The 14,382-nt window shown below is 57.5% G+C and carries 11 protein-coding genes; 9 read left to right on the top strand and 2 right to left on the bottom strand.

Going from position 1 to position 14,382, the window contains the following annotated elements; all coding sequences use genetic code 11:
* Window positions 1-173 precede the first annotated feature (173 nt).
* The 9 genes from H2509_RS21125 (at window position 174) to H2509_RS00605 (ending at window position 12,674) form a co-directional block, all read left to right on the top strand.
* Window positions 174-866 (top strand): helix-turn-helix transcriptional regulator, encoded by a 693-nt coding sequence (locus H2509_RS21125; RefSeq protein ID WP_182161269.1) that lies wholly within the window; start codon window positions 174-176, stop codon window positions 864-866.
* Between the two features lie 97 nt (window positions 867-963).
* A complete protein-coding gene (locus H2509_RS00640; protein WP_209001715.1) occupies window positions 964-1,584 on the top strand; it encodes an acyl-homoserine-lactone synthase in 621 nt (206 codons plus the stop codon).
* Window positions 1,585-1,879: 295 nt separating this feature from the next.
* Window positions 1,880-2,464 (top strand): recombinase family protein, encoded by a 585-nt coding sequence (locus tag H2509_RS00635; protein WP_182161267.1) that lies wholly within the window; start codon window positions 1,880-1,882, stop codon window positions 2,462-2,464.
* 70 nt (window positions 2,465-2,534) lie between these two features.
* Window positions 2,535-2,747 (top strand): methylation-associated defense system helix-turn-helix domain-containing protein MAD1, encoded by a 213-nt coding sequence (gene mads1, locus H2509_RS00630; RefSeq protein WP_182161265.1) that lies wholly within the window; start codon window positions 2,535-2,537, stop codon window positions 2,745-2,747.
* Complete coding sequence (locus H2509_RS00625) at window positions 2,734-6,006, top strand: helicase-related protein (RefSeq protein WP_182161263.1); 3,273 nt, start codon at window positions 2,734-2,736, stop codon at window positions 6,004-6,006. The genes mads1 and H2509_RS00625 overlap by 14 nt, the downstream gene beginning before the upstream one ends.
* Window positions 6,003-6,695, top strand: a complete 693-nt coding sequence (locus tag H2509_RS00620; protein WP_182161261.1) for a DUF4391 domain-containing protein — start codon at window positions 6,003-6,005, stop codon at window positions 6,693-6,695. Before H2509_RS00625 ends, H2509_RS00620 begins: the two co-directional genes overlap by 4 nt.
* A 10-nt stretch (window positions 6,696-6,705) precedes the next feature.
* The gene (locus tag H2509_RS00615) at window positions 6,706-8,583 is read left to right on the top strand and encodes a site-specific DNA-methyltransferase (RefSeq protein ID WP_182161259.1); all 1,878 of its coding nucleotides are present in this window, start codon (window positions 6,706-6,708) and stop codon (window positions 8,581-8,583) included.
* Between the two features lie 10 nt (window positions 8,584-8,593).
* Window positions 8,594-11,641, top strand: a complete 3,048-nt coding sequence (locus H2509_RS00610) for a type III restriction-modification system endonuclease (RefSeq protein ID WP_182161257.1) — start codon at window positions 8,594-8,596, stop codon at window positions 11,639-11,641.
* A 112-nt stretch (window positions 11,642-11,753) separates the two neighbouring features.
* Window positions 11,754-12,674: a hypothetical protein gene (locus H2509_RS00605; protein ID WP_182161255.1), complete on the top strand. Its 921-nt coding sequence runs from the start codon at window positions 11,754-11,756 to the stop codon at window positions 12,672-12,674.
* Between the two features lie 74 nt (window positions 12,675-12,748).
* Here the strand turns inward: H2509_RS00605 and H2509_RS00600 are convergent, their stop codons facing one another.
* Window positions 12,749-12,970, bottom strand: coding sequence for a helix-turn-helix domain-containing protein (locus tag H2509_RS00600; RefSeq protein ID WP_013651418.1), 222 nt, complete (start codon window positions 12,968-12,970; stop codon window positions 12,749-12,751).
* Between the two features lie 53 nt (window positions 12,971-13,023).
* Window positions 13,024-14,154 (bottom strand): tyrosine-type recombinase/integrase, encoded by a 1,131-nt coding sequence (locus tag H2509_RS00595; RefSeq protein ID WP_182161253.1) that lies wholly within the window; start codon window positions 14,152-14,154, stop codon window positions 13,024-13,026.
* Between the last annotated feature and the right edge of the window lie 228 nt (window positions 14,155-14,382).

Here is a 14,382-nt window from a genome sequence, read left to right as displayed (position 1 = left end):
CGATCTTTCTTGTTGTTGTTTTTAACGAAAGGACGAATTCAATAAATAATGACATATACAATTCGTTATTTCACGAATTTTCGGCGCGGCTCATAAGTATTCTGTAGACATCATGCGAGGAGGGGTCGCGTATCCGGTCAACTGTCATCGCCTTTCTTGATCAGATACGCCACGTGGAAGACGTGGCGTCCCTCGAAGCGGCCTTCTCGAAAGCCCTCTGGGATCTCGGCTTCCGTGAATGGGCTTATCAGGTCATCCGCACAGACGCGCTGCCGGATGAGAAGCCGCTCATCCTCACGACCTTTTCCGATGCCTGGTACAACCACTATATCGACAGTGGCTATCACCGCGTCGATCCGGTCATCCTGAACGGCCCGAACCAGGTAGCGCCCTTCACCTGGAGCGCAATGTCCTTCGGCGTCGATCCCTCGCCGGAACAACGACGCCTTTTCGCAGAGGCGGCCGAGTTTGGCGTTGGTGAAGGCGTTGGCATCCCGATCCATGGTGCCCGCGGTGCGCTCGCGATGGCGTCCATGGTCTCCGATCATGGCGTGGAGGGGCTCGACCGGCTCATGTCCACCGTAGGACAGGACGTGCACCTGTTGTCGCTCGCTTTCCACAATCATGCCCGCGAGTTGCTTGCCTTGGGCCGGATGGGGCGCACCACCGTCAGCCTGACCCCGCGCGAGCGCGAATGCCTGCTCTGGACCGCTGCCGGGAAGTCGGCTTGGCAGACCGCTCAGATACTCGGGATTTCCTACAGGACAGTCTATTTCCACCTGGCGAATGTCCGCTCCAAGATGGGCGTTGTGAACGTCTATCACGCCGTGATGAAGGCGATCATGGAGGGCATCATCTCGCCCTGAAAGCGCTTTACTCGCCGGTAACCTGTGGAGGTTGACAGGATGTCAGCGGAGCCAATCTCTGCCTCAATCCTTCCAAAGCAATTTTGGGAGGATAGCTATGCTGCATATTATTTCACGTGAGAACGCGCACCGGCACTGGGATGCCCTGGCATCCATGCACCAGCTGCGGCGGAGGGTATTTAGCGAACGTCTTGGCTGGGATGTGAGCGTCGTCAATGGACTTGAGCTCGACCAGTTTGATCTGCCGGACGCCCACTATCTGGTTCACTACGCGCCCGACGGCCGCGTGAACGCCTGCACCCGGCTTCTGCCGACGACGGGTCCCTACCTGCTGGCCGACGTCTTCCCCAATCTGGTCGAGGGTACGCCGCCGAGCGCGTCAGACGTTTGGGAGAGCACGCGCTTCTGTGCCGATCAGGACTCGGCTCCGGCCAATATCGCGGCCGTACTCATGGCCGGCATGCTGGAGTTCGGCCTCTTCACAGGGCTCCGCGCTTATGTGTCGGTATCGGACATTCGTATGGAGCCGATTATGCGCCGCGCGGGATGGAATCCGAAGCGGCTTGGCGGGACCATCGAGACTGGTACGGACACTGCAGCGGCCGAGTGGTTGGAAGTCTCCCTTGCCTTCCTTGCGCGTGTCCGCGATCGCGCTGGGGTTCCTGGTCCTGTAATCGCCAACCTTGACGAGTTGCCTCACGAAAGGGTCGCCGCATGACGTTCGATACAGAATGGCCGGCATCCTCGCCAGGAAGCCGGCAAGGACAGTACAGAATTGCCGCCGACCGCTTAGCATGGTGCATCCGCTACCTTGCGGAAGAGGCTCGACGTGGCGGTTTCCAAGAAACAGCGGAAGCGCTGGAGGCGGTCGAGCTACCTCGCAATAACGACTGTTATTGAGGGTATGGTCGTTTTGAGGAAGGCGGAACCAGTTTCCGCCTTTTATCATTTCTCAAAACCCATCGCGAAAATTGATATACTAGGTGTGTTTTAATTATTGGATTTTGAGAAAAGTGAATATTGGTTATGCCCGAGTTTCCAGTGATGAACAGAAACCGACCCTCCAAATCGACGCCCTGAAGGCGGCCGGGTGCGAACGCATCTTCGATGAAACCGCATCGGGTGCCAAATCTGAAAGACCAGGGCTTGAGCAAGCCCTCGACTTCATGCGGCCGGGCGACACACTTGTTGTCTGGAAACTCGACCGTCTCGCCCGGTCCATGCGCCAGCTAATCGACACCGTGGAGCTTCTCCAGTCGAAGGGCATGGGCTTTCGCTCCCTGACCGAAGCAATCGACACCACGACCGCCGGCGGCATGTTGGTGTTCCACATCTTCGGTGCCCTGGCCGAGTTCGAGCGAGCCATCATTCGTGAGCGGACAGGGGCTGGGCTGGAAGCGGCTCGTGCCCGCGGCCGCAAAGGCGGCCGACCGCCGAAAATGTCGACGGCCGACCTGCGCATCGCCAAAACGCTCTTGCGTAACCAGGACATTGGGGTCGCCGACGTCGCTCGTCGCTTGGGCGTATCGCCGGCCACCCTCTACCGACGGCTGCCCGGAGGGCGGGGTGCTGTTCGGGAGGACGCACGAGCAGAGTAAGTTGTGCTTTGCGATTCCCGATTCTTCCCGTATTTTCTCAAGGCAGTATACGATTTCTGCGGGGACCCGCATGGACACCGACGTAATGACGATCCGGGAGGTGGCTGAGTACCTGAAGCTCACCGAGAAGACGGCTTACCGGCTCGCGGCTGACGGAACGCTTCCCGGCTTCAAGGTTGGTGGTGCCTGGCGGTTTCGGAGGAGAGACATCGACGCATGGATTGAGGTGCGGAAGCGCCAAAGTACTGGGGGCGAGGCGAGCAATCGCAATGAAGATAATTGACAACACATCGCAGCTTCTTGGCGACGACCTCAAGGTAACGATCAAGCGCGGTTCGCGGTTGAAGATTGCCGCGTCCTGCTTCTCGATCTACGCCTTCGAGGCGCTGAAGTCTGAGTTGTCGAAAGTCGAAAGCCTTCAGTTCATCTTTACAGCGCCCACCTTCGTCCCGAACGAAGTTGCGGACCGTATGCGCAAGGAACGGCGGGAGTTCTTCATTCCGAAGGCGCGGCGGGAGAGCGGTCTTTACGGGACCGAGTTCGAGATCCAGCTCCGTAACAAGCTGACCCAGCGCGCCGTCGCGCGCGAATGTGCAGAGTGGATTCGTAAGAAGGCAAGGTTCCGGTCGAATACCACCAAGGCTCCGATGCAGCAGTTCCTGCATGTCGGACAGGAGAATGGCGGGATCGCCTACATGCCTATCAGCGGCTTCACGGCCGTCGATCTCGGCTACCAGAAGGGCGATGCCGTCTCAAACTTCGTCACGCGCTTCGACGACCCGAGCCATACCCAGATGTATCTTCAGTTGTTCGACCAAATCTGGTCGGACCCGGACAAGCTCAAGGATGTCACGGCAGCGATCTGCGACCACATCGAGTCCGTCTATCAGGAGAACTCGCCGGAGCGCATCTATTTCATGATGCTGTACAACATCTTTCAGGATTTCCTGGAGGATGTTGACGAAGACGTTCTGCCGAACGATCTCACCGGCTACCGCGACAGCGTGGTTTGGAACAAGCTGTTCAACTACCAGCGGGACGCGGCCACCGGCATCATCAACAAGCTGGAAACCTACAATGGCTGCATCCTCGCCGACAGCGTCGGTTTGGGCAAGACTTTCACCGCGCTAGCGGTCATCAAATACTACGAGCTACGGAACCGAGCCGTGTTGGTGCTGTGTCCGAAAAAGCTCGCGGACAATTGGCGAAACTACAACACCAACCTGACGACAAACATCTTCGCCAAGGACCGCTTCAATTACGATGTGCTGTGCCACACCGACCTGTCGCGTACCTCGGGCGAATCCTTCGGCATCCCGCTTAACCGGGTGAACTGGGGCAACTATGACCTCGTCGTCATCGACGAGTCCCATAACTTCCGCAACAACGATGTCTTCAAGGATCGGGAGACCCGCTACCAGAAGCTGATGAACAAGGTCATCCGTGCGGGCGTGAAGACCAAGGTTCTGATGCTGTCGGCGACCCCGGTGAACAACCGTTTCACCGACCTGCGCAACCAGTTGGCGCTCGCCTACGAAGGCCAGTCGGAGGCTCTCAGCCGCAATCTGAAGACCGAGACCAGCGTCGAGGAGATCTTCCGGCGCGCCCAGAAGGCGTTCAACGCCTGGTCAACGCTGCCGCCGGAAGAACGCACGGCCGCCTCCATCCTGAAGGCACTCGACTTCGACTTTTTTGAGCTACTCGATGCCGTGACCATCGCCCGGTCGCGCAAACACATCGAGACGTTCTACGACACCAAGGATATCGGCCGGTTCCCGGAGCGATGCAAACCGCTATCCTTCCATTGCCCGATCACGCAGCGAACCGATGTGATGGGGTTGAATGACATCTTTACGCAGCTCTCCATACTCAAGCTCGCGGTGTATGCCCCGATCAGCTACATCCTCCCGAGCCGCTTGCGGAAATACGAGGAGATTTACGACACCCAGGTCGAAGGCGGCCGGAGCAAGTTCCGTCAGGCCGACCGTGAACGCAGCCTTCAAGCGCTGATGACCACCAACCTGCTCAAGCGGTTGGAGAGCTCGGTTGAGGCGTTCCGCATCACCTTGCGCTCGCTCGGCGGAAACATCACGCGGGCGCTGGACGCCATCAATGACTTCGAGCGTTCTGGCAGCGCGCAGAGCATCACCGACTTCATGGACGACCCGGAGCTGCTCGATGCCGAAGACGACGATCTGGAAGGGCTGGGGGATTTCACCGTCGGCAAGAAGGTGCAAATCAGTCTCGCCGACATGGACCTGCCGTCATGGAAGCACGACCTGGAGGCCGATCTCGCGCTGATTCAAGAGTTGGTGGCCTCGATGGAGAAGGTCACGCCAGACGATGACGCCAAGCTCCAGCACGTCAAGCAGGTGCTCCAGCGGAAGGTGAGCGAGCCGCTCAATCCGGGCAACCGCAAGGTCCTGATTTTCACGGCATTCGCCGACACGGCGAACTACCTCTACGCCAATCTGGCGCCGTTCGCCCAGCAGTTGGGCTTGCAGGCGGGCAAAGTCACGGGCTCCGATGCACCAAAGACCACGCTCAAGAAGAGCTATGACTTCCAGGGGGTGCTGACGCTCTTTTCGCCGCGCTCCAAGGAAAAGGCGATTGTTCTACCAAACGAGCCGGGCGAGCTGGATATCCTGATCGGGACCGACTGCATTTCCGAAGGCCAGAACCTTCAGGACTGCGACTACCTGATCAACTACGACATCCATTGGAATCCGGTGCGTATCATCCAGCGCTTCGGCCGGATCGACCGCATTGGCTCGCCGAACAGCCGAATCCAGTTGGTCAATTATTGGCCTGATATCACGCTCGACGAGTACATCAACCTCAAGGAGCGGGTCGAGAACCGCATGGTGATCGCCGACGTGAGCGCGACCGGCGACGACAACGTGCTCACCGCAAAAAGCAGCGACATTGCCTATCGCAAGGAACAGCTCAAGCGGCTTCAGGACGAGGTGATCGAGTTGGAGGACGTGAAGACCGGCATCTCCATCACCGACCTTGGCCTCAACGACTTCCGCATGGACCTGCTCAACTACGTCAAGGAGCATGGCGAGCTGGACCACCTGCCGAACGGGATGCACGCCGTCGTCCCGGCCCAGCCGGAGCTTGGGCTTCAGCCCGGCGCGATCTTCGCGCTTAAGAACATCCATGAGAGCGTCAACATCAACCAGCAGAACCGGTTGCATCCCTATTACCTCGTCTACATCAGCGACGACGGCGAGGTCATTGCCGACCATACCGAGGTGAAGCGCCTGCTCGACCTGATCCGGACGAGCTGCAAGGGGCGGGCGGAACCGCTGCCGGAGGTCTGCCGCATTTTCAACGAGCGGACCCAGGACGGTCGGAAGATGGACCGCTATTCCGAGCTACTGAGCAGCGCCATCCGCTCCATGATCGAGGTGAAGGAAGAGAAGGACATCGACAGCCTGTTCAGCGGGGGCCGTACCACGGCGCTGGTGCATACCATCGCCGGCCTGAACGACTTCGAGCTGATCGCCTTCGTGGTGGTGGAAGGGGGCGAGGCATGAGCGCTTTCTTCGACTATCCCAAGAGCGCCGCCTTTGGCCGTGTCGTGCCGAAGACCAAGATTTACGAGCATGCCGGTGCCAACACGGCGCTCAAGGATCTGTTCGTCCGGGAGGTTGACCAGATTGTCTGGCGCTTCAAGCTGGCGCCGGAAACGACGAACCTCAGCGCCACCCCGGCCGTAGCGGAGATTCAGGTCTTTGGAATATCGCTGAAGACCGGGAAGCTGGATGAGGCCGTCCTCCGCGCGATCGACAAGGCGATTCCGTTCCCGCTGATCTTCGAGCTGACCTGGCGCGGCAAGCGCAAGGCCGTCGCCGCGTTCAAGCGGCCGAGCGAGGCGGATGGCGCCAAATGGGTCATCAGCGAGTATTTCGGCACGGATTGGGTGCCCGAGGATGCGCCGCGCGAGCCGTTCCCGGTCGCGCTTGACCTGGGCGCGCTCTACGACCGGATGCTCACCGCGATTATGCCCGAGGCAGCGCAGACGGCTGAGGACATCCAGACTCGGGTAGACAGGTTGGAGGCAATCCGTGCCAAGACGCGTGAGGTTGAGCGGATCAAGGCGCGGCTTACCCGTGAGAAGCAATACAACAAGCGCGTGGCGATCAACGCCGAGCTGCGTGCGGCAAAACATGAACTGGAGCGGCTAACCGTGGCCAAATCCGTCGGTGCCGTGACGAATGAGTGAGAGGACGCCCATGGAAAAACTGAAGATGCATAGCCCTGATCTGAGCCAGGAGAACATCGCAAAAATCCGGGAGCTGTTCCCTGGCTGCGTGACGGAAGCGCAGGACGAGGCGACGGGGGCGGTGCGTCTGGCGGTGGACTTCGATCAGCTGCGTCAGGAGTTGAGCGATCACATCGTGGAAGGTCCGCAGGAGCGGTATCGGCTGGACTGGCCGGGGAAGCGCGAGGCGTTAGCGCTGGCGAACGCGCCCATCGCCAAGACGCTGCGCCCCTGCCGCGACAGCAGCATCGAATTTGATGCGACCCCTAATTTGTTCATCGAAGGCGACAATTTGGAGGCGCTAAAACTTCTTCAGGAAGCCTATCTTGGTTCTGTCAAAATGATCTATATTGACCCGCCCTATAATACGGGAAATGATTTCATCTATGACGATGATTTTTCTGAAACGATTGACGAATATCTTGCGCGAACCGAGCAGTCGGACGAATTGGGAAACAAGTTAGTCGCAAATACCTCAGCGAACGGCCGCTTTCACTCTGACTGGCTCTCCATGATTTACCCACGCCTGAAACTTGCCAGAAACCTTCTCAGAGATGATGGCGCAGTATTCATTTCAATTGATGACAATGAATATGACAATCTCCGAAAGGTATGCGATGAGGTTTTCGGATCGACAAATTTCGTCGCTACTGTAATTTGGCAGAAAGTTTTCTCGCCGAAAAACACAGCGTCATACTTCTCCGAGGACCACGATTACATAGTGGTGTACGCGAAGGACAAGAACTCCTGGCAGCCGACATTGCTGCCACGCTCGGATGAATCGGTAGCTCGTTACAAAAATCCTGATAACGATCCCCGTGGCCCATGGCTATCCGGTGCGATTCAGGCGCGTAATTATTACAGCAAAGGATCGTATGAAGTAGTCAGCCCTTCTGGAAGGAAGCTTTCGAACCCAAAGGGTACATACTGGCGTTTTTCAAAGGAACGCTTTGACGAGCTGGATAAAGACAACCGCATCTGGTGGGGCGATGCTGGAGATGGTGTACCCCGCTTGAAGCGCTTTCTGTCCGAGGTGAAAGACGGAGTAGTTCCCCAGACCCTTTGGAAATATGAAGTCGTTGGACATACACAAGAAGCAAAAGAAGAGCTGATAAAGTATGTTGAATTTGAGAATTCTGAGAACATTCTGAACTCTGTAAAGCCAAGTCGGCTTCTGATGCACGCGATCAGAATTGGAACCAAAAGCGACACAGACGACATCGTAATGGATTTCTTTGCCGGGAGCGGCCCAACTGCGCAAGCAGTGATGCGCCTCAATGCGGAGGATGGAGGGACTCGGAAATTCATTCTTGTGCAGATCCCCGAGCAGCTCCCGGCTCCCGAGGAAAAAGTGAAGACAATCGCTGATCTGGCGCGATCCAGAATAACGAATGTAATAAAGGAGCTTGGTTCCAAATCCGATGAGAGCTTCGTTGGAAAAAATCTTGGCTTCCGGGTGCTGAAGGTCGACACCTCGAACATGAAGGACGTCTACTACCGCCCGGACGAGCTGAAGCAGTCCGACCTGCTCGACATGGTGGACAATGTGAAGGAGGGCCGCACGGCCGAGGATCTGCTGTTCCAGGTGCTGGTCGATTGGGGCGTGGACCTGACGCTGCCCATCCGCCGCGAGACGGTGCAGGGCAAGACCGTGTTCTTCGTCGACGACAACGCCCTTGTCGCCTGCTTCGACCGCGGCATCACCGAGGATCTGGTGAAGGAGCTTGCGGGCCACGAGCCGCTGCGTGTCGTCTTCCGCGACAACGGCTTCGTGTCGGATGCTGTGAAAATTAACGTTGAGCAGATTTTCCGCCAGCTTTCGCCCACCACCGAAGTCAAGTCGATCTGAGGGCGCGGGCATGAAGCTGAAGTTCAAAGTCCAGCCCTATCAGACCAACACCGTCGATTCCGTCGTGGACTGCTTCGCCGGTCAGCCGAACGTGGGGGGCATCACCTACCGCATCGATCCCGGGCAGGTGAAGAAAGGTGAACACTACCGGCCGGAGGCCGAATATGAGGGCTTCAAGAACGCCGATATCATGCTTCCGGACTTTCAGGTTCTGACAAACATCAAGGACGTGCAGCGCCGCCAGAACCTGCCCATGTCGGATACGCTTGTCTCCAGCGCTGGATGCAAGTTCAACCTCGATGTCGAGATGGAGACGGGTACCGGCAAGACCTACTGCTACATCAAGACCATGTTCGAGATGAACAAGCGGTACGGCTGGTCGAAGTTCATCGTGATGGTGCCCAGCATTGCCATTCGCGAAGGCGTGTACAAATCGCTCCAGATCACGGCCGACCATTTCGCCGAGAGCTATGGCAAGAAGGCGCGTTTCTTCATCTACAATTCCAAGCGCCTGCATGAGCTGGAAAGCTTCTCGTCGGACGCCGGCATCAACGTCATGGTCATCAACATCCAGGCGTTCAACGCCCGTGGCGCCGACAATCGCCGAATCTACGACGAGCTGGACGATTTCCAGTCCCGCCGCCCCATCGACGTGATCGCCAGCAACCGGCCCATCCTCATTCTGGACGAGCCGCAGAAGATGGAAGGCAAGGCCACGATGGAGGCCCTGCCGAAGTTCAAGCCGCTGATGATCTTGCGCTACTCGGCGACCCATAAGACGCAGCACAACAAGGTCCACCGGCTCGATGCGCTCGACGCCTATAATCAGAAGCTGGTGAAGAAGATCGCCGTGCGGGGTATTCATACGCGCGGCCTGGCCGGGACGAACGCCTATCTTTACCTCGAAGGCATCGACATCTCGAAAAAGGCGCCCGTGGCGCGGATCGAGCTGGAGGTGAAGCTGAAGTCCGGAGAGATCAAGCGACAGCTCCGGCGGCTGGAGTTCCGCGATGACCTCTTCGTGGAGTCCGGAGAGCTTGACCAATACCGCGACGGCTTCACCATCTCGCAGATCGACTACAACCACGACACCGTGGAGTTCACCAACGGCATCGTGCTCAAGGCCGGCGAGGCCACGGGGGATGTGTCCGAGCGGGATATCCGGCGCATCCAGATACGCGAGACGATCAAGGCGCACCTGGACAAGGAGAAGCAGCTCTTTTCCCAGGGCATCAAGGTTCTCTCGCTTTTCTTCATCGACGAGGTGGTCAAATACCGGGACTACGGCCAGGCCGATGAGAAAGGCGAATATGCGCGAGTCTTCGAGGAAGAGTACGAGCTACTGAAGGCGGAATACCTCTCCGAGCTGGCGATCGACAACGAAGCCTATCGGAAGCATCTCGCCGGCATCGACGTGAACAAGACCCACAACGGGTACTTTTCCATCGACAAGAAAACGAACCGCCTGAAGGACCCGGCCGTCGGCGCGCGGGCGGTCGATTCCGACGACGTGGACGCCTACGACCTGATCCTGAAGGACAAGGAGCGCCTGTTGTCGTTCGAGGAACCGACCCGGTTCATCTTCTCGCATTCGGCGCTTCGAGAAGGCTGGGACAATCCGAACGTCTTCGTCATGTGCATGCTGAAGCACAGCGACAACACCATTTCGCGCCGGCAGGAGGTGGGCCGCGGGCTTCGGCTATCCGTCGATAGGCATGGCGATCGCATGGACAATCCAGCCGTCGTTCACGACATCAACGTCCTGACCGTGGTGGCGAGCGAGAGCTATCGGGATTTCGTCAGCGGCTTGCAGAAAGAGATTTCGGACACGCTTTCGTCCCGGCCGCGGCAGGCGACCGAAGCCTATTTCACAGGCAAGACCATCGTCACCGAAACCGGCACCGTCGAGATCACGCCCGCGATGGCAAAACAGATCTACCGCTATCTGGTCAAGAACGACTACACCGATGACGCCGACCAGATCGCCACGGCCTATCACGACGCCAAGGCGGCCGGAACGTTGGCCGACCTACCTGATGACCTGAAGCCTCACGCGGCGCAGATTTTCCAGCTCATCGACAGCGTGTTCAGTGAGGCCCAACTTCCGAAGGTGGAAGACGGCCGCAAGCCCAAAACCAATCCGCTGAACGCCAACTTCGAGAAGAAGGAGTTCCAGGAGCTATGGGCGCGGATCAACCAGAAGGCCGTCTACCGGGTTGAGTTCGACTCGGACGAGCTGGTGCGGAAGTGTATCAGCGCCCTCGATAGCCAGCTTCGCGTGACGCCGTTGCAGTACACCGTGCAGGTCGGCCTTCAACAGGACGGCCTTACCGATGACCAACTGAAGGCCGGCGATGGCTTTCAGGTGACCAGCACGACGACGGAGCAGGGTGGTTCCGTCCATTCGCTCGTCAAATATGACCTGCTTGGCAAAATTGCCGAGAACGCCCAACTCACGCGCGGCACGACAGCGGCAATCCTGACCGGAATGGAGCCGAACGTGTTCGACCAGTTCAAGAAGAACCCCGAGCACTTCATTGCAGAGGCTTCCCGTATCATCGCCGAACAGAAGGCGACCATGATAATCGAGCGTCTGGACTATGACGCTGTCGCCGAGCGCTACGGTGTGGACATCTTCACGGCGAACCAGACTGGGCAGGATTTCTCCCGCGCGATGCGCATGAAAAACCATGTCTACGACTATGTGGTCACCGACTCCGATGTGGAGACGCGCTTTGCCAGGGAGCTGGACACCAGCAGCGAGATTGTCGTCTACGCCAAGCTGCCGCGCGGCTTCCTGATTCCGACGCCAGTCGGCGATTACAACCCGGATTGGGCTATTTCCTTCAAGGAAGGCAGCGTCAAGCACATCTACTTCGTCGCCGAAACGAAGGGCTCCATGTCATCCATGAAGCTCCGAGAGATAGAGCGGACGAAGATTGAATGCGCCCGGAAGTTCTTTGACGAAATCAGCAAGCGTGTCGCCGAGGACCGTGTGAAATACGACGTTGTCACCGACTACGCCAAGCTGATGGATATCGTAAGCAAGGCGGCTTGATTGCAGAAGTAGCCCCACAAAGTGTCTGAATATAACAAGTGTCGGAACAGGCGCACCGGCGCTGCATTTTCGGATTTTTTGTAGCGTTCTATGGGATGGCTTGTGATATTATATGCAGAAAACAATAATAAATACTGCCATTACTATGAAAATATTTCCATCGTCATTTCCGGCAAAGCGCTTAAATAACAAAAAATACAAATCGGAATTAGATTTCTACAACGAGTTGTCTAAAGAGTATATTGAAGTAGATACTGCACAAGTTTTCTACTCTCCTGTGTTTTCAGAAAGAAACGAGAGAAGAGATATCGACTTCGTTATTGTGGATGAAGCGCGGGGCGTTATATTCATCGAACTTAAAGGCGGCGCTCTTGTGAGGGGCGGATCTGTGTGGCGTCGAAACGGCGATTGCGCAGATACAGAAATAGATCGTCAGATCAATTTCCAAAAAGCTATTTCAACACGACTGTTTAATGATGTTCGCTTCGACGGCAGGCGTGGGGACATTCCCTTTTATAACCTTCTCGCTATTCCAGATGCCATTCTACAATTTGAGCGGAATGTAATTCATGGATTTGACGGAATTATCGACTATTCAGCAATTGAGTCCGGAATACGCCAATACATCCAGTCCGTTATTCCGGTGAGGGAGCGTGACGGCTATGTTAACCCAATAACAAAGGGAGAATTCGAGCAGATGTGGTTTAAGCTCGCGACGGCAGTCCTCCAAAACGAGGACCTGGATGCCGGCGCTGAGCTTGAAGAGATAATCGGCGTTCCTCTCGATGAAATCGAATCTTCTGTTGGGAGCGATGCTCCGCCACAAAATCATGGAAAGCCATGGACCATGCAAGAGGAGCGATATCTGTATGACCTTTTCGTTTCCGACGCGGATTTGCATGACATTGCGGAGGCTATGGAAAGACAAGTTGGGGGTATCAAGGCTAGACTTCGGCGCCTTGGATTGATCGATAGGCATGGCGATAGGATAGAACCGATCCCGGAGTTCAAGTCGTACTCGCGGAGACCGTAAATCATTGCCGCCAGCCCCTACAAACAGAAGAAGCCCCGCCTTGCGGCGGGGCTTCGGTCGAGGAAAGGGGCCGGTCAGGCCGCGGGCTTCAACGGCTTGGGAGCCATGCGCTGGCTCTCCAGCCACTTGTTGAACTCGGCGCGGTCGATATAGACCCGGCCACCGATCTTCAGCAGCGCGGGTTTCAGTCCATTCGTCTCCGCATGGAATATCCACCAGCGCAGCGTGGCTTCCGTGATGAACGGCGCTTCCGCCGCTACCTGCTTCACGGTCGCCAGGTCCCGATAGTCAACCATGACAACCTCATGGTTCGAGGGGCCAGAAAAGAAGCAGGAACCCTCTATATGCCTCAGAACATCTTTTCGTTCAATTCCTTGACCACGCCCTTGACGTGGCTCTCAGACAGGTGGGCATACCGCCGGACCATCTGGAGCGTCCTGTGGCCCAGGATTTCGGCAATCTCGACGAGGCTCGCCCCGTTCATGGCTAGGTAGCTGGCCGTCGAATGCCGCAGGTCGTGGAAGCGGAAGTCCTTGATCTTGGCCGCGTCGCGGGCGTTCTCCCATGCCTTGCGGATGTCGATCGGCTCCCGACCGTCCCGGCGCGGGAACAGCCATCGCGTGTCGGCCGGGGGCTCCAACTCGTCATAGAACCTGTTGACCGTCTCGACCTGTCCTTCCAGCAGGTCGCGCAGGTGGTGGACGACGGGCACCGCCCGCGTGTCCCCGTTCTTGGTGTCGCGCAGGATGGCCGTATCGCGGGTGAGGTCCAGATCATCGAGCGTCAGACCGAGGATTTCGCTCTTCCGCGCTCCGGTCGAGAGCGCAAACACCACCACGGGGTAGAGGTGCTCGTTGTCGCTGGCCTTGCAGGCTTCGAGCAGTCGCTTGCGTTCCTCGTCGCTCAGGTAACGGGTGCGTTCGTTCCTGATCTTGGTGATGCGGTTCACGCCGTCCAGCGGGCTTGAGGCCGTCCAGCCCCATTGGATCGCGTATTTGAACAGCACAGCCAGCGTGTCGCGGTAGTGCTTCAGGGTTTTGCGGCTCTTTGGCTTGGGCGCTGCCTTCGGCTTATCCGCCTCTGCATCCTCGTCCGCCTTGCGGCGGCCGTCGCCGGCGGCGGCCAGCTCCGCCATCTTCTCGCTCACCATATCGGCGGTGATGTAGGCGAGGGCGTAGTTCCCCAACGCCTTCTCCCAATAGGCCAGGAAGGAGCCTTCCGCCCGCTTGGTGCTCTCTGCCCGGTGGATGAACACTTCCTTGCGGAAGCGGTCGATCACGTCCTGAAGTGTTTTGGTCGCCGCTGTGCGGACGACGTTCTTGACCTCTCCCTTGCGGATGCCGCTTTCCGTGTCCTGCGCCCACTGCTTGGCGTCCGTCAGGCGCTTGAAGGTCTTCACCTGCATCGGAAAGCCTTTCATCCGGACCATGACCCGATAGGACGGGCCTTTCTTGCCTTCGCGCTTCTGGATGGTTGCCATGTGAGCCTCGAGAGCCGGGGAAATGGGCAATGTGCCAAACCGTCTTTGGCACATTTTTGGCACACTGAAAACCAAAAACTCTCAACAAGAGCCTGAAGGGCTCAACGTAAAAATCGTGTTATTTCAATGCACTGATTGTTGGGAAGTGTTGGCGGAGTGTGCCGGGAATGGCTTTTCGCTTGGCTCATAACCTGAAGGTCGCAGGTTCAAATCCTGCCCCCGCAACCA

The sequence above is a fragment of the Stappia albiluteola genome (assembly GCF_014050225.1).
Classification (GTDB): Bacteria; Pseudomonadota; Alphaproteobacteria; order Rhizobiales; family Stappiaceae; genus Hongsoonwoonella; species Hongsoonwoonella albiluteola.
Note: the sequence above shows the minus strand (reverse complement) of the source record. Positions and strands in the feature narration are given on the sequence as shown.